This window comes from Mesorhizobium sp. YC-39, from assembly GCF_025753795.1.
GTDB lineage: Bacteria > Pseudomonadota > Alphaproteobacteria > Rhizobiales > Rhizobiaceae > Mesorhizobium.
Genome location: NZ_JAOWPS010000003.1, coordinates 692,490 through 714,948, shown reverse-complemented (window position 1 = coordinate 714,948; position 22,459 = coordinate 692,490). Strand labels below are relative to the sequence as shown.

The window sequence follows — 22,459 nt, the reverse complement described above, 5'->3', positions numbered from 1 at the left end:
AGCCGGCATTAGGTCGTCCTGACTTTGAGTTGGTTCACCTACCATTAGTACATCCGGACCAATATGCGCTCGCTTCTAGCGTGCAGCGAGCTTTTGCTTTGCTCCAGGCGACAGGCCGGAGGAACTCTGTTTGGTCATGAAATCAGCGAGGCAACCCACCGAGGCGCCCGAATCGGCCAATTTGGCCGCGCTGGCAAAACTGGCGGGTGCTTCGTACGAAGTCCTCGAGCGTGAGCTTCGGGCTACGATCGTGACCCTCGAGGAGCAGGCGCTGCGATTTGAGACGGCGATCGACAACATCTCGCAAGGCATCTGCTTTTTCGACGCCGATGAACGGCTGATCCTGTGCAACCGCCGCTATGCGGAAATCTACCGCATAGCGCCCGAGCAATTGCAGCCGGGCCTGGCGCTGCGCGAAATCGTCGAACGCCGCATCGCCGCCGGGACGTCGGCAATGGCGGCCGATACCTATCTCGCATTGGCTCGGGCGGTCAATTCGGGCACGGCTTCGGGAAATTGGACCGCCAACCTTGCCGACGGTCGAACTATCCAGGTCTGCCATCAGCCGATGGCTGACGGCGGATGGGTGGCTACACATGAGGACATTACGGAACTCACGGCCAACCGCCTGATCGTCGACGAGCGCATTTCGCTGCAAACGCTGATCGACTGGGTGCCCGACTATCTATGGGTCAAGGACACCGAAAGCCGTTTCGTCGTCGTCAACATGGCCCTTGCGACCGACAGCGGCCGGGACAAGACCAGCGACATGATCGGCTTGACCGATTTTGATCTCCATGCAGCGGACCTTGCACAGAAATTTCGCGCCATCGAACAGGGCGTGCTGAGCAGCGGGCAGCCGATGATCGACGAGGAAGAGTTTGTTGTCGATGCGTCAGGCGCCGGCAGATGGCTCTCATCGACGAAGGTACCGTTGCGCAACGCTAAAAATGACGTCTTCGGTCTGGTTGGCATCGCCCGCGACATCTCCGCCCGCAAGCGAGCAGATGTCCTTCGAGACGGGCAGGCATCCATCCTGGAAATGATCGCGATGAGCGCCCCGCTCGAAGACGTGCTCGACCGCCTCATGCGCCTCGTCGAGTCCCAGTTGACGGGGATATTTGGGTCCGTCCTGCTGCTCGACAAGGACGGCAGCCACTTGCGCCATGGTGCCGCGCCAAGCTTGGCGAAAGACTATACGAACGCCATCGACGGGTTCGCCATCGGTCCCAAGGCGGGATCCTGCGGAACCGCCGTCTACCGACGGGAGGCGGTTGTCGTCGCGGACATAATGCAAGATGCGCTTTGGGAGGATTACCGCGAACTGGCAGCGCCTTACGGCTATCGTTCGTGCTGGTCGACCCCGATCCTGTCGCATCAGGGCGCTGTGTTGGGCGTCTTTGCGATGTATTCGATGACGGTGCGCGAACCAACCGAGGCCGAGACCCGCCTCATCGACTTCACGACGCGCATTGCTGGAATCGCGATCGAGCGCAAACTGGCTGAAGACCGGATTCACTTCATGGCCAACCATGATGTGCTGACCGGGCTTCCCAATCGCGCCCTTCTCGAAGACCGGCTTTCGCAAGCGATCTTGTACGCGCAGCGATACGATCGCTGGGTGACGGTGGTGTTCATCGACCTGGACAATTTCAAGCTCGTCAATGACACGCTGGGCCACAATGCCGGAGACGAGCTCCTGAAGACCGTTGCCAGCCGTATGGTCGAATGCGTAAGGGCGACCGATACCGTTGTGCGTCTGGGTGGCGACGAATTTGTCATCGTTCTGTTCGATCAACCCACGAACGTCGATCTCATCTCCGAAACCCTGCAAAAGATCCGGACGGCCATTGCAGAGCCGATTCAACTCGGAGCGCATCGCTTGAGAGCAGCAGCCAGTATCGGCATCGCAAGCTATCCCAAGGATGGGACGAGTCCGGACACGCTCCTGGCCAATGCCGATGCAGCCATGTATCGCGCGAAGGAATTCGGCCGCGACAATTTTCAGTTCTATGCCCCCGAGTTCAATCTAAGGGCCCACGAAAAATTCGTGCTTCAGGAGGAATTGCGAAACGCCTTGGTCCGTTCGGAATTCACCCTTGTCTACCAGCCGCAGGTCGATCTCCGGTCGGGACACGTCTTCGCGGTCGAAGCGTTGATACGCTGGAACCATCCGACACAGGGCGTGCTGGCTCCGATGACCTTCATTCCAACGGCCGAGGAGACAGGTCTGATCGTGCCGATCGGCGACTGGGTCCTGCATGAAGCCTGTCGGCAGAACAAGGCCTGGCAAGACGCGGGTCTGCCACCAATGACTGTCTGTGTGAATGTGTCACCACGGCAATTCAAGGAAAGGAACCTGATCGACCGCGTCGTCAACGCACTGAAGGACAGCGATCTGGAGGCGAGATATCTGGAGTTGGAGGTGACCGAAAGCCTTATCATGCAGGATATCGAACTAGCGGTCGCAACGATGAACGCACTACAAAGCCTGGGTGTTCAGATCTCGATCGACGATTTCGGAACAGGCTATTCCAGCCTCAGTGCGCTCAAGGCCTTTCCGGTCGCGCGGCTGAAGATCGACAAGTCTTTCATCGACGATGTCGCCGCCGACGAGAATGATCAGGCTGTCGCCAGCGCCGTGATTTCGTTGGGTCAAAAGCTCAATCTGAGGGTCATTGCCGAGGGCGTTGAAACAGACGATCAGGTGGCCTTCTTGCGCAAGCACAATTGCGATGAAATGCAGGGCTATCATTTCAGCAAACCGATCTCCGCCCATGACATCGAGAAATTGCTCGACGGTGGCCGCAAGGATTGACGGGCTGGAGCCCCCGGCGGTGGCCCGCCCGCCGTGGCGCCACTGTCAGATACGATTCCCTGATGCCGGATCGAAGAAATGCACCGTCGATTTTCGCAAGGACAGCATGACGGTCTCATCCGGCCGCAGACTGACGCGCTCGCGCAGCACGCAGACAAGTTCATGCCCCGCCATTTCGACCGAAAGATGCGTCTCCGCGCCCGTCGGCTCGACGACGATCACCTTGGCCGGGGCGCCGCTCTTTCTGTCGATATGAATGTCCTCCGGACGCACGCCAAGCACGAGGCGCCGCCCTGCCGCGGCAGCGGGAATGGCGGGGAGCGGGACGATCGATCCGTCGTCTAGTTCGAGGCCGGGCTGCGGATTGTCGCGCACCGTCCCTTCGATGAAATTCATCGCCGGCGATCCAAGAAAGCCGGCGACGAACATGTTGACCGGCCGGTCGTAGAGCTCGAGCGGGCTTCCGACCTGCTCGATCCTGCCGCCGTTGAGCACCACGATCTTGTCGGCCATCGTCATCGCCTCGATCTGATCATGGGTGACGTAGACAATGGTCGATTTCAGCCGCTGGTGCAGCGCCTTGATCTCGGAGCGCATCTGCACGCGCAGCTTGGCGTCGAGGTTCGATAGCGGCTCGTCGAAGAGAAAGACCTTGGGGTCGCGCACGATGGCGCGGCCCATGGCGACGCGCTGGCGCTGGCCGCCGGACAACTGGCGTGGATAGCGGCCAAGCAGCGGTTCAAGCCCAAGGATCGATGCCGCAGTGCCGACCTTCTCCTTGATCTCGGCTTTCTTGGCACCGGCAAGTTCGAGGGCGAAACCCATATTCTGCGCCACTGTCATCTGCGGATAGAGCGCGTAGTTCTGGAACACCATGGCAATGTCGCGTTCCTTCGGCTGCAGATGGTTGACCACGCGCTCCCCGATCGAGATCTCGCCGCTCGAGATGGTTTCGAGCCCGGCAATCATGCGCAGTAATGTCGATTTTCCGCAGCCCGAAGGACCGACCAGGATGACGAACTCGCCATCCTTGATGTCGACGCTGACCCCATGGATCACCGGCGTCGCACCATAGGACTTCTTCACGTCGACGATCTGGACAGAAGACATTGAGCGGACCTCTGCTAGCGCCTTGGCCTGACGCGGATGGCTTGACAGGGCTTGCCGGGCAGTTCGACTGCGAAGGCAGCGTCGGCCTTGCCGCCGCGCACGACCGAACCATGGCGTGTCGGATGCGGGATCGGCGCCGCCACTTTCTTCGCCCGCGTCACGGTCATTTCCCAGGCGTCGATTATGTCGACGTCATAATCGCCATCTTCCATCGGCAGGCCGGTCGACCATATCACCGGCTGGTGCTCGCCAAGATAAATGTAGCGCAGAGCGCCATCGGCGGCGCCTGAAACACGACTCCACGGCCAGGCAGCGTTGTGGCCCATCGGCTCGAGCCCGTTGCTGACGTCCTCTTCGATAAGGCCACGCAGAAAGCCGATCCGCTTCCAGGCTTCGCCGTGAAGCTTGCCGCCCTTGGCCCACCATATGAGATCCTGAGGGTGCATGTAGGTTTCGCCGTGACCGGCATAGCCGCCACGCATAACGGTGATCCAGAAGCGATGCACCAGCTCCTTGGCGGTGATGTTGCCCCATGGGAAAATGATGTTGCCCTCATATTCGGGCTCATCGTTGACGACCGGCTTGCCATAGGCGTCACGCCATTCGGGCGTGCGCTTCACATCCCAGTTCTGGATACAGACATGGCTGACCCATGGCTTGCGGTGGTCGAAATTCATCGACTGCTCGCCATTGTGGATCGATTTCAGGTGCTGGTAGGGGTCGTTTTCCTCAAGGATGTGGAAGTAGCGGTCCCACTGCGCCATCGGCTTGGTGTTGAGCAGGAAGTCGTATTCGTTGGCCAGCGACCACCAGACGTTGCGATAGGCAGCAAGCCGGGCGGCGAGGTAGGCGACATAGCGGAAATCCTGAGCCGCGCTCATGTCGGCGTAGCCCCAACGGTCATAGGGATGGAAGACGATGATGTCGGCTTCGATGCCGAGATCGCGCAGCGCGCCGATCTGCGTTTCGAAATGGCGGAAAGCGATCGGGTTCGGCCGGTCGAAATCTTCCTTGCCGTCCACTCCGGCCTCGAAGATCGCATGCAGTGCCGGATTGCTGTTGAAGGGATAGTCCTTTGGGAAGACACCCATGCGCAGCTTGTTGAAGCGCGCCTTCTCCAGGGTCGCCAGCGTCTCGGCCTGCATGTCGAGCGGCTGGTGCGTCCAGGCATAGCAGGTCGTGCCGAACGGGAAGTATGGCGTGCCATCGGCATAGGCGAAATGGAACTTGTTGCTGACGCGCACCGGGCCATGATTGCCAGTCGATGGCGCCACGGCGTCGAAGGCGCCGCTCTTGCCCGCCAGCGACGCGCTGTTGGACTTCGTGGCGTAGCTCCAGCTGCCTTCGTTGTCCGGCATGAAACGCACACGATAGGTGCCGTCGCCATCATAGAAGCCAGGAACCGTGATGCTGCGGTTCGCCTGGGAAAATATGGCGGACAGTTCGACCTCGAGGAAGGGATTGCCGTCCGTCGGCCCCTTCAGCGCGATCTCGAATATGCCCCACTTCTCGACTGTCGTTCGTTCGGCCATGCGTAGTCCTTTGTCTGCTATTCCTTGACTGCGCCCGAGGTCAGTCCCGAAACGAAGTAGCGCTGGAAGATGAGGTAGACGATCGCCGCCGGCAGCACCGTCATAACGATCGCCGCGTTGAGCTGGCCGTAGTCGCGGGCGAACTGGCTCTGGAACGACATCAGGCCAAGCGGCAGCGTCCAGCGGTCCGGATCCTGCAGGATGACGAGAGCCATGGCGAACTCGTTCCAGGTGGCGACGAAGTCGAGGATCAGCAATGCCGCCAGCACCGGTAGCGACACCGGCAGGAAGATGCGCCGGAACACGGTGAAGTGCGACGCGCCATCGATGAGCGCTGCTTCGCTCAGCTCCTTGGGCACTTCCTTGAAGAAGCCATGCAGGATGAAGACCTGGTAGGGCACGCCGAAGGCGAGATAGGGCAGGATGATGCCGACATAGGTGTTGATAAGCCCAAAGCTGTTCACCTGCTTGAAGATCGGTGCCAGCATCACCTGGAACGGGATCATCGTGCCGAACACGATGGCAAGAAAGGCTACCTTATGTCCCCAGAACTGGATGCGGCTCAGCGAATAGGCGGCCATCGCCGAGATCATCAGCCCGAGCGGCACCTTGATGACGGTGATAATGGTGCTGTTGACGACCGTGGTGCCGAAATCACCGCGCCGCCAGGCGTTGGCGAAATTCTCCCAGGCGATGCTGGTCGGTGGCGAGAATGCGCCAGTCCCCATCACTGTCGCGTTCGACTTCAGCGACGTGAAGATGATGAAGACAAAGGGAGCGATCCAGATCACCGCAACGATGATCAGCGTGATCCACAGCGCCACCAGCAGTGGATCGATCCGCTCCGCGCCGGCTTGACGAAAGGGGTTGGCAACGCCGCTCATCGCTAGGCCTCCTGCCGCCTGAGCGTCCAGCGCAGGTAGGGGACGACGATGACAACGGTCATGAGCAGAAGCACGACGGAAATAGCGCTGCCGCGACCGAAGTCGCCGAGCTGCATGGCTTGCGTATAGGCCCACATGGCCAGCATCTGCGTCGATTGCGCCGGCCCGCCGCCAGTCATGCCGTAGACGATGTCGAAGGCTTTGAGCGAGTTGATCAGTGACAGGATCAAGACGATGGTGATGGTGGGCCGCAGCGCCGGCAGAGTCACGTAACGGAACACCTGGAAGCGTCCTGCGCCATCGATGCGAGCGGCTTCGATCAGCGTCTGCGAGACGCCTTGCAGCCCGGCCAGAAACAGCACCATCGAGAAGCCTGCAACCTCCCAGACATAGCCGATGAAAACCGAATAGAGCGCCACGCTGCGGTCACCCAGCCAATCCTGGATCAGGTTGGTCCATCCGGCTGTGGTGAGCAGGCTGTTGAAGAGCCCGAAGAACGGGTCGAACATCCAGCGCCACATGGTTGCCACCGCGATCGGTGCGATGATCACGGGCATGTAAAACAGCGCGCGCAGCGGTGAACGGCCGGGGATATTCTGGTTGAGGCCGAGCGCCAGTCCCAAGCCGATCAGTGGCGGAAAAATCACCGAGAGCGCGGTCCAGATCAGCGTGTTCCTGAATGCGACCCAGAACACCGGATCGTCGCCGAGCACGTAACGGTAGTTGTCGAGCCCCACCCATTGCTTGGCTGCGGTCAGTCCGTTCCATTTCATGAAGCTAAGCTGAATGACGTCCAGCATCGGGTAGAAGGCAAACAGCGCGTAGACCAGCACCGCTGGCGCGATCAGCACCAAGCCCTGCACCGCCGGATCCTGTAGTCTTGCCTTGACCCGCCTCGTCTGTGCCGGCGTCCGGTCGTAGCGGTCAGCGGTTGATGGACTTGCGACCATGACTCGTTCCAAGAACAATGCAAAGCAGGCCCGCCCCGGCCTATGCACCGGGACCGGCTGCCGGGAGGTTAGAGTAAGGCCTCCATTCAACCGCGCTTGGCGATGAAGGACTGCATCTGACTGGCTGCGGTAGCCGCATCGATACTACCGCTTGCGACCTCGTTTATCACGCGGAAGTACTCGGTGGTGACGTCGAGCGGAAACGCCTGATCGCCGTTCATGTAGACCGCCGAGTACTTGTTGAAGATATCTACCCATTTCGCATCGAGTGGCCTGAGGTTCTCATATTTCACGTGTTTGTTGACGGAGGTCGTGCTGAACAGACCCAGCGTGGCCTGCTGGACGGGCGTCGATGTGAAGTAATCGAGGAATTTCGCCGCGGCATCGGGGTTCGAGCTCTTCGTGCTGATGTAGTGGTACTCGGCGAACCCATAAAGCCGGTTTGTGTTGGTCGGGAATGGGAACATGCCGAAGTCGTCGAGATTGGCGCTCTCGGAGAGCTGTTGCACCAGCCAATCGCCCTCGAGCATCATGGCAGCGCGATTGGCGACGAACAGGTTGAAGGACTGCGCTTGATCGATGCCCATGAAGGGCGACAGGACGTATTGGTTGGTCCACTTGCCGAGCTCGGTGAACGAATCGGCAGCACAGGGTTCCTTCGTCCAATCCGCCTTCATGCTCATCAAGGCATCGTGCTTTTCTGCTCCGCACTTGGTTTCGAGCAAAACGTCCATCAGCCGCATCAGGTGCCAGTTGACGGTGCCACCAAAGGTGATGGCCGGGATCCCGGCGGCCTTGAGCTTGTCGGCTGCGGCCACTAGCTCGTCATAGGTGGTTGGTTCAGCCGTGATACCCGCCTGCTCGAAGAGCTTCTTGTTGTAGTAGATGGCCTCACCCTTGAAGGTGAAGGGAACGCCGTGCTTGCCGCCTTCGTAGAGATCGGCGAACGCGGCGGCGGAAGGGAGGAATCGATCACCCCAACCGTACTGCTGGTGGTATTTGTCGAGCGGCAGGCTGAGTCCGGCTTTGACGAATTCGCCACCTAGCCCGAGACCGGCCCACATGAAATAGATGTCTGGCCCTTGATCCGAACCGGCGGCAACGCGCAGTGCTGATTTGTGCTCGTCAACGCCCCGGTTTTCAACGCGGATCGTCGTGCCGGGATTGGCCGCTTCGTAGTCAGAGACGATCTTCTGCCAGGCCTTGTTGGCGGAATCGTTTGCGAAGGTCAAAGTCCAAACCTTGACCTCCTGCGCCGACGCTGTGCCAGCGCCCATCATCGTGACGGCGCCCAAAAGCGCTACGCACCACAGTTTCCTCGACGACTGCATGATCTCCTCCTTGTCGGGCTCCTTCGCGATGCGCAGGACCTCAAATGTCGACCATAGTTATACCGATCATGATGTCAACTGGTATAATGAGGTGAAGAGGTGGTTGCCGTGTGCGGATTCGACACCTGCGTTGGCCAAACGCACGTGAACGCTATCTCTGCAGTCGATGCGGCCGATATGGCGGCGGAACGCTCTATGCCCCCAGCACGAGGCACCAGTAGCGGATCGCGCTGTCGCGCCCGTCGCGCACATAGGCGAGGCCGAAGCGGCTGAAATCCGGATCGAGCATGTTGCGGCGGTGGCCGGCCGAATGCATCCAGATGTCGAATACTTTCTGCTGGTCGAAGCGGCCCTCGGCGATGTTCTCGGCCGCCGCGCCCCGTACCCCGTTGTCCTTCATGCGCGAGGCGAAATTCCTGCCCCAGCCTGTGGTGTGGCTCATGCGCTCCCGTGACGCCATGTAGCCGGCCTGCTGGAGAGCCGCCTGTTCGAGTTGCGCGTCTGCAACCAGCGCCGGCAGCCCGACAGACGTACGGATTCCGGCCAATGTCGCCGTGGCCGAGGACGACACACCTGCGCCTTCGCCGACCGGCACTGAGACGGTGCTGCAGGCGGCGATGCCGGCGAGCGCGGCAAGGCCGACACCCTTCAGCAGCGAGCGCCGGTTCAGGTTTGCTTGTTGATTCTCGATTTTCGCAAGGGCCATGCCTGCCTGACATAGTCGCGATGATGGCTTTTGCCGGGCAGGGCGACGAAAATCTCGGTCGAACCGATGGTTCCTAAAGCGCGTCGCGAATCATGCGACGCACTTTAAGTTCTCATTTTTATGCATGTCGTTATCGCAAAACCGCTGCACACTTTTGCGCGACATGCATTAGGCAGCGGTATCGAGATTTGCTTCCGAGGTCGGGGAACGATCGATGCGATCGTCTTCCGTATGCATCCACCAGGCGCCGAGCGCATCGATCAGCGGCACAAGCTTGCGGCCAGGCGCCGTGAGGTCGTAGTCGACGCGCAGCGGATAGCCCGCATGCGCCGTCCGCCGCACAATCCCGGCTTCCTCAAGTTTGCGCAGTTCCAGCGCCAGAATGCGGTGCGACACGGTTGGGTTGTCGCGTCTGAGTTCGCTGAAGCGTTTGGTCCCGTCCTTCAGATAGTAGAGCAGCAGGGTCGGCCAGCGACCGCTGAGCACACGCATGGTCTCTTCGATCGGGCAGCGCGAGACGACATCTTTCATGAGGGACCTGTGGCGGGCTTGGTTACAGAATAGTGCGTAATTTACATGGGGCGACCAGCGTTTAGGGTCAAGTTTCGCTGCGCGGCGTGATCCCTAAATCATGGAAGAGAAAAAATGGAACCTATCCTCCTTTATGGCTTCCCGGCGGGAAGTTCGATGGGGCTTGTCGCTGCCTTCGAACGCGTCGGACAACCTTATCGCCTGTGTCGCGTCGACATGCTCACTGAGATGAAGAACGATGCCTATGCCAGCATCAACGGCCGTCAGGAAACGCCGGTTTTGATCACTGACAAGGGCAGGGTGCTGACCGAGACCATGGCGATTGCCGCATGGCTCGAAGCCCGCGACGGTGAGCGCCGCATCAGCTTCGAGCCGCGCTCGCCAGAAGCCGACCGGATGCACCAGTTGATGGCCTTCGTGAACACCGGTTTCACTGCTGCCTTTAGTCCGCTCTGGGTGGCGTTCGAAATGGCGGCGGCCGAACCGGAACTTAAGGCGACCCTGCGTGACTTCGGCCGCAAGGCGGTCACCGACCGGCACGACAAGCTCGAGGCCATGATCGCCGATACCGACTTTCTGGTCGGCGATCGGCTGACGCTTGCCGACACCACGTTGATCGGCGTGGCGCGCTGGGCCGAGTTCCACCAGGCAGTCGACGCGGCCGCCTATCCAAAACTGGCTGGACTGCGTCGCCGCATCGAAGCCGATCCGGCCGTGCGTTACGCACAGGCTATCGAGAACGGTGAAAACCCCACTGGTTCTGGTGCCTGCCTTGGCCATGTCCCACTGGCCGAGGTGATCGATCGCTTCGCTGCCTAGTCTTGTCACGCATCTCAGCGCGGCGCCAAACTGTGGCGCCGCGCGGTAATCGCAGAGCCACAACCTCCCACGATCAGTCAGGTGATCAGGTGGGATGCGTTGACGCGCATCCAGTCGGCAAGCGAATCCAGCGTGCCACGCAAGGTTCTGCCCAGCGGCGTTATCTCATACTCCACGCGAGGCGGCATCTCGGCATAGATCTTCCGATAGACCAGACCGCGATGCTCGAACAGGCGCAGCTGCCGCGTAAGCTCCTTTTGCGTAATCGGTGCGACGGCCCGCTGGAGCTCGCCGAAGCGGAGCGGACAACCGGCGACGATCAGGCGGTAAAGAATGGGAATGGCCCATTTTCCCGAAACCAGATTGACGAAATCGATCATCGGGCAACGATCGGTCGCGCCATTTCCGCCTTCGACTGGCGGAGCCTCGATGGCTTTTGCCTGCGCCATGAAATTATTCCTTTAGTACCCATTCGGTGTCTACTATACAAAGCATACTATTGTGTCGACAATGCCGTTCTCATCGTTTTTGGGAAGGCAAATCATGGGTCGCTTGAAAGGCAAATATGCCCTCATTACCGGGGCAACCAGCGGCATCGGTCTCGAAACCGCGCGCCAGTTCCTGGCCGAGGGCGCGACGGTGGCAATCACCGGCAGGAGCCCGTCCGGGCTGGAAGCTGCGCAGCGCGAGCTGGGCGAATCGGCGCAGGTGATCAGGAATGATGCCGGCAATCTCGCCGATCAGCGTGCGCTTGCCACTGAGCTCGCGCAGCGCTGGCCTCGGCTCGACATACTCCACATCAACGCCGGCGATGTGATGCACCAACCGCTGCAGGATTGGGACGAGGCGGTTTACGACCGTCTGATGCAGACCAATCTGAAGGGGCCGTTCTTCCTGATCCAGGCCCTGTTGCCGATGTTTTCCAACCCGTCGTCGATCATCCTGTGCGGCTCGGTCAGTGCCCATATCGGCCTGCCCCAGAGCAGTGCCTACGCCGCCAGCAAGGCAGGCCTGCTGTCGTTGGCGCGCACGCTCTCGGGGGAGATGATCGAGCGCGGTATTCGCGTCAATGGCCTCAGCCCCGGGCCGACCGAGACGCCGGCCCTGGGCAAGCTGGGTCTGCCCGAAGCGGAAGAGAAGGCGCTGGGCGATCAGATACGCGCGCTGGTGCCGATCGGCCGCATGGGCAAACCCTGGGAGCTCGCCAAGGCGGCGGTGTTTCTGGCATCGGATGAATCGGGCTTCGTCGTCGGCACGGAACTGCTCGTCGATGGCGGCGTGGGAAATCTATAACCGCATTTACCGTCCGGACCATGGACGCGGCGACAATCACTCCTAATTCGACTATCATGGTGCCGGTACGAGAAGTGGCAGCTACGGGCGGCCGTCCTGGCGGTGACCGCCCCGACACACGGGAGGAAGGTTATGGCCGGCTTTCATGTCATGGCGGACGCGCGCGGAATGCACGTGCAGCCCACGGTTCGCCGCATCACCACCGCGGATCTCTGGGATGCGCTGCGGCTCGGCGCAGCCGATTTCTGGGCAAAGCCGTCGCACTATGTGTTCCTGTGCCTGATCTATCCGGTCGTTGGCCTGATCCTGACGCAATGGACCTCAGGTTCCAACGCTATCCAGCTCATCTATCCCTTGATGTCGGGCTTCGCCCTGGTCGGTCCGTTTGCCGCGATCGGCCTCTACGAGATCAGCCGCCGGCGCGAGCTCGGCATGAACACCAACTGGCGGCATGCGCTGGATGTGCGCCGCTCGCCGGCGCTGCCGGCGATCGCGGTGATCGGCATCATGCTGCTCGCTCTGTTCCTGCTGTGGCTGTACACGGCCCAGGCGATCTATACCGGCCTGTTCGGCGACCAGCCGCCGGCCTCGATCGGCGCCTTCATCCGCGAGGTGCTGACGACCAGCAAGGGCTGGACGCTGATCCTGCTCGGCAATGCAGCCGGCTTCGTCTTTGCGGTGGTTGTGCTGGCAACGACTGTCATCGCTTTTCCGCTGTTGCTTGACCGCGATGTCGGCGCTGTCTCGGCCATCGAGACTTCGGCGCGCGCGGTGATGGCAAACCCGCTGCAGATGGCGCTGTGGGGCCTGACCGTCGCCGTGCTGCTGGTCATTGGCTCGATCCCGCTGTTTGCCGGGCTCGCCGTCGTCATGCCGATCCTCGGCCACGCGACCTGGCATCTCTATCGCAGGGTGGTCGAGCCGGAGCGGGCGCAGCAAATAAGGCGGCCGATGTAGGAAGGCGTCCGGCCCCAAGGGGCAAACGCAACCGACCTAAAGGCCCACTAAAGACTGATCCATGATGAGCAAATTTCTGGAATTGCTCAAAAGAGTCGGCGTGTGAAGGTTGTCCCTGGCGCGCGCAGGAATCTAACGCGACCGCCGCGAGAGGGGCCGGTCCCCGGCTATATCGTCATTCTCCACAGCTTGAATGAGATCACAACAGGATCACAATCACGCGACATGAGTGCAAGTTGTGGATCACCAGAACGGACCGCTCGTTATCAGGAAAGGCGATGGTGTCCCTGAGCCGTGGAATAATGGCGGAGCAAGCCGATGGGACTGCTCAAAAATGTTTACTACCTGGTTTGCTTCACCACTGCAGGCTATCTCTACACCGCGCCCGCAAGTGCTGACCAGCCGGTGCAGTTTGAAAGCGCGGCTTCGGAGCCAACGTCATTTCAGGTGCGCAATGCGCAACAAAACGGGCACGTGCTCAAAGCTGTCTCCGGCACGCCACTGCAGGGGTATCTAATGCGGCCGCCGGGTGAGGGGCCGTTCCCGGCCATCGTGGTTCTCCACGGATGTTCGGGTCTATTCCCAAGTGTAAAGAAAACCTGGTCCGAGCGGCTGTCGTCTTGGGGTTACGTCGTCCTTGTTGTCGACAGCTTCAGCACGCGCGGCATAAAGGAGACCTGTGATGGCCTCCACTCTGTTGATCGCGTATATGACGCCTACGGTGCCTTGGATTTCCTGTCAAAAGACAGTTTTGTCGACCCGCAGCGCATTGCGTTGATGGGATTCTCCGCGGGCGGGAGCGCAACGCTCGAGGCCTTGCAACTTGGTGGAGACGAGCGGCTTATGGAGCGCAAGTTCAAGGCAGCGATCGCCTACTATCCGGATTGTTCGGCAACGAATGGCGACATGGCGGTCCCGACCTTGATCCTGATCGGCGAGCTTGACGATCGGACCCCCTCCAAGAAATGCCAGGAGATGATGGCGCAGCGCAGCGGCAAGGGAAGCACCGTGCAGCTTGACGTCTATCCGGGTGCTCGTCATGCATTTGACTTCCCAGGACTCCAGACTGGCACCGAGGAGTATCGGATGGAGTACAACGCGGCTGCGGCCGATCAATCCATAAGCGCCGTTCGTGCCTTTCTGAAAGAAGCTTTCAACGGCTAAGAACTGGGACCGCCGCTTGTCCTCAACGCTGCGCGTCGGTCGCCATCCTCAGGGCAAGCGCGGTCAGCACCGTGCCCATCATCCAGCGCTGGATCACCAGCCAGAGCGGCCTGCCGGCAAGGAAGACGGCGATCGAACCGGCCGTCACCGCGATGATGGCGTTAACGGTGAGGCTGATGGCGATCTGCGTGGTGCCGAGCACCAGAAGCTGCGACAGCACATGGCCCTTGCCGGGACTGATGAACTGCGGCAGCAGCGACAGATAGAGCACCGCCACCTTGGGGTTGAGCAGGTTGGTCATCAAGCCCATGGCGAACAGTTTGCGCGGCCTGTCCTTCGGCAGTTCGCGAACCTGGAACGGTGAGCGGCCGCCAGGCCTCACGGCTTGCCAGGCAAGCCATAGCAGGTAGAGCGCGCCGGCAAGGCGCAGCGCATCATAGGCGAAAGGTATGGCAAGCAGCAGTGCCGTGATGCCGAAGGCGGCCGCCAGCACGTAGAAGAGAAAGCCGAGCGCCACGCCGCCGAGCGAGATCAGTCCGGCCTTCGGCCCTTGCGACAACGAGCGCGAGATCAGATAGATCATGTTCGGGCCGGGCGTCAGCACCATGCCGAGGCAGACCAGCGCGAAGGCGAGATGGTTGGCGGTTTCGGGCATCGAGGCGTCTCCGGGAAGTACCTGACACGTGCCCTGCCTGGAAAGAACCCACAAGAGCTTGGCGGCGCCAGCCGTTGCGCCAGTGACGCATCGATGTTGGGCTGGCGATCCTTCGCGCGCCCCTCTGTACGGCCGGGGCGCTATCCCTCCAACCGTCCTAATCTGTCAGTCTTCGCGAACGCTCAGCCGACGATGCGCAGGTTGGACAATTCGTTGGCGATTTCCTTGAAATTGTCCGACAGCGTTGCCCCGGTCGCGTTCCAGAACAGCTTGGCTGGCTTGGTCGAGTCGGTCGCATCCTTGCGGAAGCGCGAGTCCGATGAACATTTCTTCAGCGCGTCGAGCGCATTCTTGTCGTCGGTGGCCGACAGGTCGAGCGCCACGGTCATGACGAGAATGTTCGAATTCTTCGCATTGGTGCAAAGGGTCTGCATCTGCTCGTCAAGCGCGGCGGTGTAGTTGCCGCTGGTATAGGTGGTCTTGCCGACACCGTCGCTGGTGTTCATGAACAGCCGGGTCACACCTCCCGACCCCGGATATGTCAGGCCGGTGTAGCCGTAGGCGGCGTAGGTCGACCTGTTGTTGGCATAGTTGCTGTCGCTGACGGCGCTATAGGTGTTGGCGCCGTCGGTCAAGACGATGACCACCTTGTCGTTGCCTCTTTCGTTGTTCGGCCGCCCCTGCGTGAACGGTTCGTTGCTAGACACCGTCCGCCAGCCCCAGGCCAGTCCTTCCGGCACGTTGGTGTTGCCGTTCGGCGCCATGGCGTCTACGGCGTTCTCGATCTCCTGTTTCTCGGCAAGCTGGCTCACGTCCTTCAGGGGCGTGATCGGGTTGGTCGTGCAGGAAGAGTTCGGACCATCGCCCGCGTTAGCCGACTTCGAGCCGTAGGGCTTGACCAGGAAATATTTGCGCATGTCCGATTGCCGCTGCGCGGCGGTCGGATCGGCGATGTAGGGCCAGTCGGCCCACCAGTTGTTGCCGTAATTATAGGAAAGGGCGGTGACATCATCGACGCCATCGCGGTTGAAATCGCGCCACAGCGTGCCGGCCTCGTCCGGTGCGAACATTGGCACGAACAGCGTTGCCGGGCTGGCGGTATCGGGCGTCGTGTCGTCGTCATTGTACGGATACGGCCTCGCCTCCACGCAACCCTGCCAGCTCGCATAGCGGCTGGTGGTGTAGATATATTCCGCAGTCCAATGGCCGTCGTCACAGGTGCCATTTCTCTTGTATTTGTCGCAGACATATTGCCTCGTATTGGGTACCTCTTCGCGGCCGGATTCGACCGTCATGTCGGCGTACAGGCTGAAGCGGGTCAGCGCCTGGTTTTCGGTATCGCCCCAGCCGCTGCCGCGCTTGTACCAGACGCCGCCGGTCTTCTCCGCGTATTTGTCTGGATCATTCGCCGCGGTCATCGTCGTCCAGTCGAAATCCTCATGCTGGATCGGGGAGATGCCGTCCTGATCCATCCAGCTATCCTGATCATGCGTGGGCCCGACATTGACCGATGCGGCGAATGGCACGAGGGAAAACTGCACCGGCTTGCTGATCTGCTTCATCTGCTGCGCCTGCAGCGCCAGCGTTCCGACAAGCTGCTTGGCGGCCGCCTTCAGCAGGTCTATCCGCTTCTGGCCGGTGCCGGAGCCCAGGTAGTCCATCGAGCCGGAATTGTCGAGCACGAGGGCGACTTCCAGCGTGTTCTTGAGGCGGATGTCCGAGCACGCCGTATAGCTTGTGTCCTTGGCGGTCCCGCCGATCAGCATGGCAGCGGCCGGCAGAAGATAGGGATGGTATGTCAGGGTGCTGCAGAGCTTCAGCGTGCCGCCGCCTGCATTGTTGTTGGGCAAGGTGACGGTAAGCACCGTATCCGCCGGATTGACATAGGCGAGATTGGCTTCGAAGAAATTCTTGGCATAGGCCTTGGCGTCGCTGTCGCTCGCGCCGGAGACGAGCTGCTGAGCGGTGGCGATGCCAGCTGCGTCCAGGGCGTTGAGCGCGTCCTGCTTCTGGCGAAGCAGTTGCGAGTAGTCGATGCTGAGTGCCAGCCCGCCCATCAGCGGCACCATGGTGATGACCGTCATCAGCGCGTAGTTGCCGCGCTGATCCCGCCAGAATTTGCCCAACATGTTCTTGATTGCCCCAGCAAGCCCAGTTACTGCCGGAACAATGCCATCGATCACTAAATTTCAGATTGCTAAAATATATCCAAGATCAGCTCGTCTTTTCAAAGTCGGTTAACTATTTCCCGGCACTTGGCCGTTCCTGATCCCCCGTAGGCGAGATGGTCGCTTTGAATGGACGGAGCGTTCATGTCGATGCCAGCCGCCATTGGCGAAAACTGGTGACAGGGTTAAGAGCTTCAGCTAATCCAGACCCGACTGCGGCGGACCGTCGGCTGCGGCTTCTGCAAACATCATGACCCTGGGAAAAGTGGTATGGCGCATTCGCCTGACATCATCGGCTCGCTCGCGGATTTGTCGGCAGCCTACGCGGCTATCCTTTGCGATGTGTGGGGCGTGGTCCACAATGGTGAATGGCATTTCCCCGCGGCGGCCGAGGCGCTGGCCACCGCACGCGCGATGAAAATGCCCGTGGTTCTCATCACCAACTCTCCGCGCCGAAGCGCCGACGTGGTGACGCAGATGAACGCGATCGGCGTTCCGGCCGACGCCTATGACCGCGTCGTCACCTCCGGTGACGTGACCCGTGACCTGATTGCGGAGGGTCCGCGAAAAATCTTCCATATCGGCGCCGACCGCGATTTCACACTCTATGACGGTCTCGACGTCGATCTGGTCGAGGAGTTCGAGGCTTCAGGCGTGGTCTGTACCGGCCTGTTCAACGACGAGGTGGAAAAGCCGGAAGACTATGCCGATCTCCTGCGGCGGCTGCGCGCCAGGAATCTGCCGTTTATCTGCGCCAATCCCGATATCTGGGTCGAGCGCGGCGAGCGGATGATCTGGTGCGCCGGGGCACTCGCCCGCGACTATGCCCAGCTTGGCGGACGCACGCTGATTGCGGGAAAGCCCTATGCGCCGGTCTATGATGTCGCGCTGAAGGAGATTGCCGAATTGCTCGGCCGCCCGGTCGAGCGCTCGGAAGTGTTGGCCATAGGCGATGGCATGATGACCGATATCAAGGGCGCTGCCGACAATGGTTTCGATGTGCTCTACGTATCCGGCGGCATCCACGCCCGCGACTATGGCGATCCGCTGCAGCCGGATCCGGCCAGGCTCGCCGCCTTTCTGGAAAAGCATGGCTACCAGCCGGTCGCGGTCATTCCGAAACTGCAGTAGGCCCGAGACTACAATAGGGCCGAGACTACAATAGGGTCGCTCCCATGGAAGCCTCGAAATGACCGAAGCCTTCGAACGCATTTCCGCAACCTCGCCGCTGCCGCCCGGTTTGCGCGGCGGCGTGGTGGCGATCGGCAATTTCGACGGCGTTCACCGCGGCCATCAGGCTGTGCTCGAACGCGCGCTCACCGAAGCGAGGCGACACGGCGTGCCGGCCCTGGTGCTGAGCTTCGAGCCACATCCGCGAAAGGTGTTCCGGCCCGACATCCCGCTGTTCGTGTTGACGCCGCCGCCGATGAAGGCGCGGCTTTTATCGCTTCTGGGCTTTGCCGCGCTCGTCGAACAGCCATTCACGCGTGACTTCGCTTCCTTGTCGGCGGAAGCCTTCGTGACCGACGTGCTGGACCGGAATCTCGGCATCAGCCATGCCGTGACCGGCTTCGATTTCCATTTCGGCAAGGACAGGCAAGGCGGCCCGGCCTATTTGATGGCGGCCGGCGAACGCCACGGCTTCGGCGTCACCCTGGTCGACGCTTTCCGAGACGAAGGCGCCGAGGTGGTGTCGTCGAGCCGCATCCGCACATTGCTCTGCGAGGGCGAGGTGGCCGAGGCCGCCGGCCTGCTCGGCTACCGCTTCACGGTTGAAAGCGAAGTGATCGGCGGCCAGCAGCTTGGCCGCACGCTGGGCTTTCCGACCGCCAATATGAGGCTCTCACCGGAAGCGACCCTCAGGGAAGGCATCTATGCCGTTCGCTTCCGCCGCGCCGATGGCACGCTGTATGACGGCGTCGCCAGTTTCGGCCGCCGGCCGACCGTTGACGACAATGGCGCACCGCTTCTGGAAACCTTCGTCTTCGACTTTTCCGGCGATCTCTACGGCGAGATCTGCGCGGTGTCCTTCTTCGGCTACCTGCGCTCAGAGGTGAAGTTCGACGGGCTCGACGCGTTGGTCGCGCAGATGAAGCGCGACGAGGCCGAGGCGAGGGCGCTGCTTGCCGGCGTCAGCCCGCTTTCCGAGCTCGACGCCGCCATTGCTTTCTGAGCCTACTTCTTCAGTGCAAGTCCGATGGCGATGAAGCTCCAGCCTTGGAAGATCAGGTCGATGGCCAGGAACAACCCCAGCACCCACAGGCTGTTGACCGGCCAGCCCATGGCGATGACCAGGCCAGCCAGCGCGGTGATGACGCCGGCCGCGACCAGCCAGCCCCAGCCTTGTCCTGGCTTGTGCTTGTAGCCGACCCAGGCCCTGAGCACCCCTGAAGCCAGAAGGGCGACCGCCAGCAGGAAAGTCAGAACGGCCGAGGCCAGCAGCGGATTGTAGAAGGCGAAGAATCCGGCCACAGCATAGAGAAGTCCGCTAAGCAACCAGTAGAAGAAGCGGCCCCATGTCTTGACGCCGAAGGCATGGATGATCTCGATGACGCCGGCCATCAGCATCAGCCAGCCGACGACATAGACCGAGGCGACCGTGGCGATGAACAGATTGCCGAAGGCAATGCCGCCGAAGATCAAAAGCAGCACGCCGAGGGCGACGAACCATCCCCATTTCGCCTTCGTCTGGCTGATTGCATCCTTCAAGGCATCGCCGTGCAGTGTCATCGCCCTTCTCCCTCAAGGTTACCTGGCCTTTTGCCGGCTTGGAGGGTAACGCCGATAAGCTTGCCCGTAAAGCGAGCAAGCCGCGAGCGCCACACTCCGAGTGATCCGCGCGCCAGACGTCCGCTTTGGACCAGAGCGGCCGTTGCGAACTCACTCGGGAAAGGTTGGTTTGCGCCGGTGAGTTCAATAGGTCATTCCTGCGGTCCCTTCACGCGCCTAAAGCAGACATCGCTATTGCAGGGGCCGCAGGTAGCTTTGCCCAGAGGTTCACGCAGCTCGACGCCTTCCAGCGACCCAGCTAGTCAATGACACCACAAGCCAGTCGCTTACCTGCGCTTCCAGAAGGCTGACTTTGGTAATCGTCCGCCTGGGCGTGGATCATCAACGCACGCCCAAGGATACCGGTCTTGCCTCGATTGAGTTCAACCTGGTCGTTAAAGACCTGTGCGCGCAATATCCCGTCTGCCCCTACGTATTGATTTGGCATATCCCCGGCGTGCGAACCATGTTCGCTCAAGAAGCCATGTTCCTTTCCCCCGGGATTGAAATGACCGCCAGCGGACTCGTGCCCCGAATTGTGGTCGCAAGAGCCGGTCTCGTGGACATGAAAAGCTACCCACTGGCCGGAAGGTAGGCCGGTGATTTCAAGCTCGATCAGCAAGCCCCTTGGCGTTGCCGTCAGCTGAGCTGTTCCGTTGTCTTTGCCCGCCGCATCGACGAAACCGACGGTCACGGTTTCCGCGTCTTGCGCGATTGCCACTGTTGCCGTTGCCGCGAGAGTGACCGCGAATAAAATAGTCTTCATCTTTCTAGCCCTAACTGCTTCATCTGCTCGCCGGTCGTCGGGGCCGTAAACGGCCCCCAATACGCTAACCGCTCGTTTCCTTTGGAGAAGGCACAGTCAACTTAGCCTCGAGTTGAGCTAACGCCGACTGAAGTTTGTCGCGCAGCCGCGCAGCCCTGGCGGGGTCGAGCCCGGCGGTATCGAGCGTCAACGACATGCCCTCGTCCATTTCCGTTATGACAGTGTCGTCGCGCAACTGTTCCCGGACACCCCGCACCAAATAAGGCACGATCGGTCTGCTGATCCCCTTCACGCTGATCTGCTCACCTGCCGACGCATCGACCATGTCCCGTACGTTGGCATATGTTTCGTAGCTGAGCATTATTCCGCCGGCCGGTGCAATGCTCTGCAGCCGAGCAGCGAGGTTAGCTTCGGCGCCGATGATGGTGTAATCCATACGATCGTCACTGCCGAAGTTGCCGACATTGCAGTAGCCGGTGTTTATTCCCATCCGGACACGGAAGGGGTGCTCGATGCCCTGCTGCCGCCATTTGACTTGCAGGTACTCCAAACGCTTTTGCATGGCCAAGGCCATACGCAGACATGCACGTGCGTCTTCGCGCGGGCCAAGCGTCTGCGGGTCGCCGAAAAACGCGAGAATGGCATCGCCGATGAACTTATCCACGGTGGCGCCATGAGAAATGGCGATATGCGACATCTCGGTTAGATACTCGTTGAGATGGGCGGTCAGTTCCTCAGGTTGCATACGCTCGGTCGTGGCAGTGAAATCCACGATGTCGGAGAAGAAGATGGTCAGTTTCTTCCGCTCTGCAGTCACCTTCACGTCGCGCTCGCCGCTGAACACACTTTTGTAGATCTCAGGTGAGAGATATTTTGCGATCTTAAGCGACACCGTTGCCAAGAAGTTGTTGGCCTCCTTCAGTTCGCCGTTGACCAGGGCGAGTTCGCGCGACTGCCGCCACTGCATTACGATGAATGCAACTCCAGTGGCTATGGCGGCCGCAAAATATGCGAAGAGATAGTGGAAGCCGATCGACCCTTGAGACAGGGGCTGCGAGACAGACACAGCTTGAATCCCTCTGACATCACCGACCTTCCAATCCTTCTTTGGGCTGTCCGCATGCGAGTTGTGGCATGCCACGCAGGGGGCGGTCATACGGATCGGCGAAGCCAGCCGAACGGTCGGACTCCAGCCACCTTCCGTCGCCTCAAGCGTTTGAACATTCGGGTCGGCACGAAACGATGCCAATGCCTTCAATTGAAAGTCATCAAGATTGTGTGGAGGCCGCCCGGCGAACGGATAGTCGGAAACAAATTCGTACCGGACAGTGTTGTCACGCGAACTGGTGAGACGCCCGATTTCCAGTGAGAACGTCGCTGGAATTGGAATCGCCCCAGCAACGTCGCGGTAGTTATCTGTCGCGGTGATTTTCGTATGCGGGTCCGCTTGGAGGATTCGCCCGACCACGTCATTGGCGTAGAACGTGCGAATGTCAGTTATGATCTTGCTGATGTCGTTCGCTTGACGTTCGGATAGTTGATGCGTGAAGTCACGCAGGTCGAGGACGACAGCAACTGGAAGCGCCACCAGGAGAAGGATCACTGCGATCGCAGCCGGCCAGATGCGACGCTCCCGCACGTTGTTATTTCCCTCTGAAGCCGGTTGCGCGCTGGTCACGGCAATGACCCTTGGTTAGCTGAGGTTGCCGCGCAAGATTGCATGAAATTAGTTCCGAGATTGTGTCGCTAAGGCGCGCGCTGGAATCGCGCACGTTACAAGGTGTCTGAGTGCATCTTATGCGCCCGCGCATGCGGCAGCTTTGCGCCTCATAACAGTCGTTGCCCCCTGCGTTCTCGAACAGCCATTCCCCGTCCGAAAGAAGACCTTCCTTCTAGCGGTTAGGCCCGCAAGCTGATGGTCGCAGTATACCGCCGGGTATGAGGCAGTATATGCGTCGCCAGAGCAGCTAATTTAGACTATTCTAATGAGTTTGCGCTACTTAATT

General features: G+C 60.5%; 20 protein-coding genes. 7 read left to right on the top strand and 13 right to left on the bottom strand.

Features of this window, described 5'->3' with window-relative positions; genetic code table 11:
- Positions 1 to 136 precede the first annotated feature (136 nt).
- Entirely contained in the window at positions 137 to 2,818 is a 2,682-nt protein-coding gene (locus OHD62_RS20255) for an EAL domain-containing protein (protein WP_263785333.1), read from the top strand.
- Between the two features lie 45 nt (positions 2,819 to 2,863).
- On the opposite strand, the gene OHD62_RS20250 is transcribed toward OHD62_RS20255, so the two are convergent.
- From OHD62_RS20250 to OHD62_RS20220, 7 genes are all read right to left on the bottom strand, one after another.
- On the bottom strand, positions 2,864 to 3,928 hold the full coding sequence (locus tag OHD62_RS20250) for an ABC transporter ATP-binding protein (protein WP_263785331.1): 1,065 nt from the start codon (positions 3,926 to 3,928) through the stop codon (positions 2,864 to 2,866).
- Between the two features lie 14 nt (positions 3,929 to 3,942).
- Positions 3,943 to 5,460, bottom strand: a complete 1,518-nt coding sequence (locus OHD62_RS20245) for a DUF5060 domain-containing protein (protein ID WP_263785329.1) — start codon at positions 5,458 to 5,460, stop codon at positions 3,943 to 3,945.
- Between the two features lie 17 nt (positions 5,461 to 5,477).
- A complete protein-coding gene (locus OHD62_RS20240; RefSeq protein WP_263785327.1) occupies positions 5,478 to 6,344 on the bottom strand; it encodes a carbohydrate ABC transporter permease in 867 nt (288 codons plus the stop codon).
- Between the two features lie 2 nt (positions 6,345 to 6,346).
- Positions 6,347 to 7,294, bottom strand: coding sequence for a carbohydrate ABC transporter permease (locus OHD62_RS20235; RefSeq protein WP_263785324.1), 948 nt, complete (start codon positions 7,292 to 7,294; stop codon positions 6,347 to 6,349).
- 86 nt (positions 7,295 to 7,380) lie between these two features.
- On the bottom strand, positions 7,381 to 8,574 hold the full coding sequence (locus tag OHD62_RS20230) for an extracellular solute-binding protein (RefSeq protein WP_263786819.1): 1,194 nt from the start codon (positions 8,572 to 8,574) through the stop codon (positions 7,381 to 7,383).
- Positions 8,575 to 8,818: 244 nt separating this feature from the next.
- On the bottom strand, positions 8,819 to 9,331 hold the full coding sequence (locus OHD62_RS20225; RefSeq protein WP_263785321.1) for a CAP domain-containing protein: 513 nt from the start codon (positions 9,329 to 9,331) through the stop codon (positions 8,819 to 8,821).
- Positions 9,332 to 9,499: 168 nt separating this feature from the next.
- Positions 9,500 to 9,862 carry a winged helix-turn-helix transcriptional regulator gene (locus OHD62_RS20220; protein WP_263785319.1) on the bottom strand — a complete coding sequence of 121 codons (363 nt, stop codon included), beginning with the start codon at positions 9,860 to 9,862 and terminating at the stop codon, positions 9,500 to 9,502.
- 114 nt (positions 9,863 to 9,976) lie between these two features.
- Between OHD62_RS20220 and OHD62_RS20215 the strand changes: the two genes are divergently transcribed.
- Positions 9,977 to 10,681: a glutathione S-transferase family protein gene (locus OHD62_RS20215; protein ID WP_263785318.1), complete on the top strand. Its 705-nt coding sequence runs from the start codon at positions 9,977 to 9,979 to the stop codon at positions 10,679 to 10,681.
- Between the two features lie 77 nt (positions 10,682 to 10,758).
- Here the strand turns inward: OHD62_RS20215 and OHD62_RS20210 are convergent, their stop codons facing one another.
- On the bottom strand, positions 10,759 to 11,061 hold the full coding sequence (locus OHD62_RS20210) for a winged helix-turn-helix transcriptional regulator (protein WP_263785315.1): 303 nt from the start codon (positions 11,059 to 11,061) through the stop codon (positions 10,759 to 10,761).
- Positions 11,062 to 11,224: 163 nt separating this feature from the next.
- Here OHD62_RS20210 and OHD62_RS20205 point away from each other — a divergent pair, with 163 nt between their 5' ends.
- From OHD62_RS20205 to OHD62_RS20195, 3 genes are all read left to right on the top strand, one after another.
- Positions 11,225 to 11,974, top strand: coding sequence for an SDR family oxidoreductase (locus tag OHD62_RS20205; RefSeq protein WP_263785314.1), 750 nt, complete (start codon positions 11,225 to 11,227; stop codon positions 11,972 to 11,974).
- Positions 11,975 to 12,106: 132 nt separating this feature from the next.
- Entirely contained in the window at positions 12,107 to 12,931 is an 825-nt protein-coding gene (locus tag OHD62_RS20200) for a DUF2189 domain-containing protein (RefSeq protein WP_263785310.1), read from the top strand.
- A gap of 318 nt (positions 12,932 to 13,249) precedes the next feature.
- The gene (locus OHD62_RS20195) at positions 13,250 to 14,095 is read left to right on the top strand and encodes a dienelactone hydrolase family protein (protein ID WP_263785308.1); all 846 of its coding nucleotides are present in this window, start codon (positions 13,250 to 13,252) and stop codon (positions 14,093 to 14,095) included.
- Between the two features lie 22 nt (positions 14,096 to 14,117).
- Here OHD62_RS20195 and OHD62_RS20190 read toward each other — a convergent pair whose 3' ends face one another.
- Positions 14,118 to 14,750, bottom strand: a complete 633-nt coding sequence (locus OHD62_RS20190; RefSeq protein ID WP_263785306.1) for a LysE family translocator — start codon at positions 14,748 to 14,750, stop codon at positions 14,118 to 14,120.
- Between the two features lie 182 nt (positions 14,751 to 14,932).
- The gene (locus tag OHD62_RS20185) at positions 14,933 to 16,879 is read right to left on the bottom strand and encodes a TadE/TadG family type IV pilus assembly protein (RefSeq protein WP_263785303.1); all 1,947 of its coding nucleotides are present in this window, start codon (positions 16,877 to 16,879) and stop codon (positions 14,933 to 14,935) included.
- A 309-nt stretch (positions 16,880 to 17,188) separates the two neighbouring features.
- Between OHD62_RS20185 and OHD62_RS20180 the strand changes: the two genes are divergently transcribed.
- Positions 17,189 to 18,049 (top strand): TIGR01459 family HAD-type hydrolase, encoded by an 861-nt coding sequence (locus OHD62_RS20180; protein WP_263785302.1) that lies wholly within the window; start codon positions 17,189 to 17,191, stop codon positions 18,047 to 18,049.
- A gap of 58 nt (positions 18,050 to 18,107) precedes the next feature.
- Positions 18,108 to 19,091: a bifunctional riboflavin kinase/FAD synthetase gene (locus OHD62_RS20175; protein ID WP_263785299.1), complete on the top strand. Its 984-nt coding sequence runs from the start codon at positions 18,108 to 18,110 to the stop codon at positions 19,089 to 19,091.
- A 2-nt stretch (positions 19,092 to 19,093) separates the two neighbouring features.
- On the opposite strand, the gene OHD62_RS20170 is transcribed toward OHD62_RS20175, so the two are convergent.
- The 3 genes from OHD62_RS20170 to OHD62_RS20160 form a co-directional block, all read right to left on the bottom strand.
- Positions 19,094 to 19,648 (bottom strand): HdeD family acid-resistance protein, encoded by a 555-nt coding sequence (locus OHD62_RS20170; RefSeq protein ID WP_263785297.1) that lies wholly within the window; start codon positions 19,646 to 19,648, stop codon positions 19,094 to 19,096.
- A 298-nt stretch (positions 19,649 to 19,946) separates the two neighbouring features.
- Positions 19,947 to 20,453, bottom strand: a complete 507-nt coding sequence (locus tag OHD62_RS20165; protein WP_263785295.1) for a superoxide dismutase family protein — start codon at positions 20,451 to 20,453, stop codon at positions 19,947 to 19,949.
- Between the two features lie 64 nt (positions 20,454 to 20,517).
- Positions 20,518 to 22,131 (bottom strand): adenylate/guanylate cyclase domain-containing protein, encoded by a 1,614-nt coding sequence (locus OHD62_RS20160; protein ID WP_412177397.1) that lies wholly within the window; start codon positions 22,129 to 22,131, stop codon positions 20,518 to 20,520.
- Between the last annotated feature and the right edge of the window lie 328 nt (positions 22,132 to 22,459).

Coding starts and splice junctions, on each gene's coding strand:
- OHD62_RS20240 (WP_263785327.1), bottom strand. CDS start 6,344: ATGAGCGGCGTTGCCAACCCCTTTCGTCAAGCCGGCGCGGAGCGGATC.
- OHD62_RS20165 (WP_263785295.1), bottom strand. CDS start 20,453: ATGAAGACTATTTTATTCGCGGTCACTCTCGCGGCAACGGCAACAGTG.
- OHD62_RS20230 (WP_263786819.1), bottom strand. CDS start 8,574: ATGATGGGCGCTGGCACAGCGTCGGCGCAGGAGGTCAAGGTTTGGACT.
- OHD62_RS20170 (WP_263785297.1), bottom strand. CDS start 19,648: ATGACACTGCACGGCGATGCCTTGAAGGATGCAATCAGCCAGACGAAG.
- OHD62_RS20210 (WP_263785315.1), bottom strand. CDS start 11,061: ATGATCGATTTCGTCAATCTGGTTTCGGGAAAATGGGCCATTCCCATT.
- OHD62_RS20180 (WP_263785302.1), top strand. CDS start 17,189: ATGGCGCATTCGCCTGACATCATCGGCTCGCTCGCGGATTTGTCGGCA.
- OHD62_RS20245 (WP_263785329.1), bottom strand. CDS start 5,460: ATGGCCGAACGAACGACAGTCGAGAAGTGGGGCATATTCGAGATCGCG.
- OHD62_RS20215 (WP_263785318.1), top strand. CDS start 9,977: ATGGAACCTATCCTCCTTTATGGCTTCCCGGCGGGAAGTTCGATGGGG.
- OHD62_RS20255 (WP_263785333.1), top strand. CDS start 137: ATGAAATCAGCGAGGCAACCCACCGAGGCGCCCGAATCGGCCAATTTG.
- OHD62_RS20190 (WP_263785306.1), bottom strand. CDS start 14,750: ATGCCCGAAACCGCCAACCATCTCGCCTTCGCGCTGGTCTGCCTCGGC.
- OHD62_RS20250 (WP_263785331.1), bottom strand. CDS start 3,928: ATGTCTTCTGTCCAGATCGTCGACGTGAAGAAGTCCTATGGTGCGACG.
- OHD62_RS20175 (WP_263785299.1), top strand. CDS start 18,108: ATGACCGAAGCCTTCGAACGCATTTCCGCAACCTCGCCGCTGCCGCCC.
- OHD62_RS20195 (WP_263785308.1), top strand. CDS start 13,250: ATGGGACTGCTCAAAAATGTTTACTACCTGGTTTGCTTCACCACTGCA.
- OHD62_RS20220 (WP_263785319.1), bottom strand. CDS start 9,862: ATGAAAGATGTCGTCTCGCGCTGCCCGATCGAAGAGACCATGCGTGTG.
- OHD62_RS20205 (WP_263785314.1), top strand. CDS start 11,225: ATGGGTCGCTTGAAAGGCAAATATGCCCTCATTACCGGGGCAACCAGC.
- OHD62_RS20225 (WP_263785321.1), bottom strand. CDS start 9,331: ATGGCCCTTGCGAAAATCGAGAATCAACAAGCAAACCTGAACCGGCGC.
- OHD62_RS20185 (WP_263785303.1), bottom strand. CDS start 16,879: ATGTTGGGCAAATTCTGGCGGGATCAGCGCGGCAACTACGCGCTGATG.
- OHD62_RS20235 (WP_263785324.1), bottom strand. CDS start 7,294: ATGGTCGCAAGTCCATCAACCGCTGACCGCTACGACCGGACGCCGGCA.
- OHD62_RS20200 (WP_263785310.1), top strand. CDS start 12,107: ATGGCCGGCTTTCATGTCATGGCGGACGCGCGCGGAATGCACGTGCAG.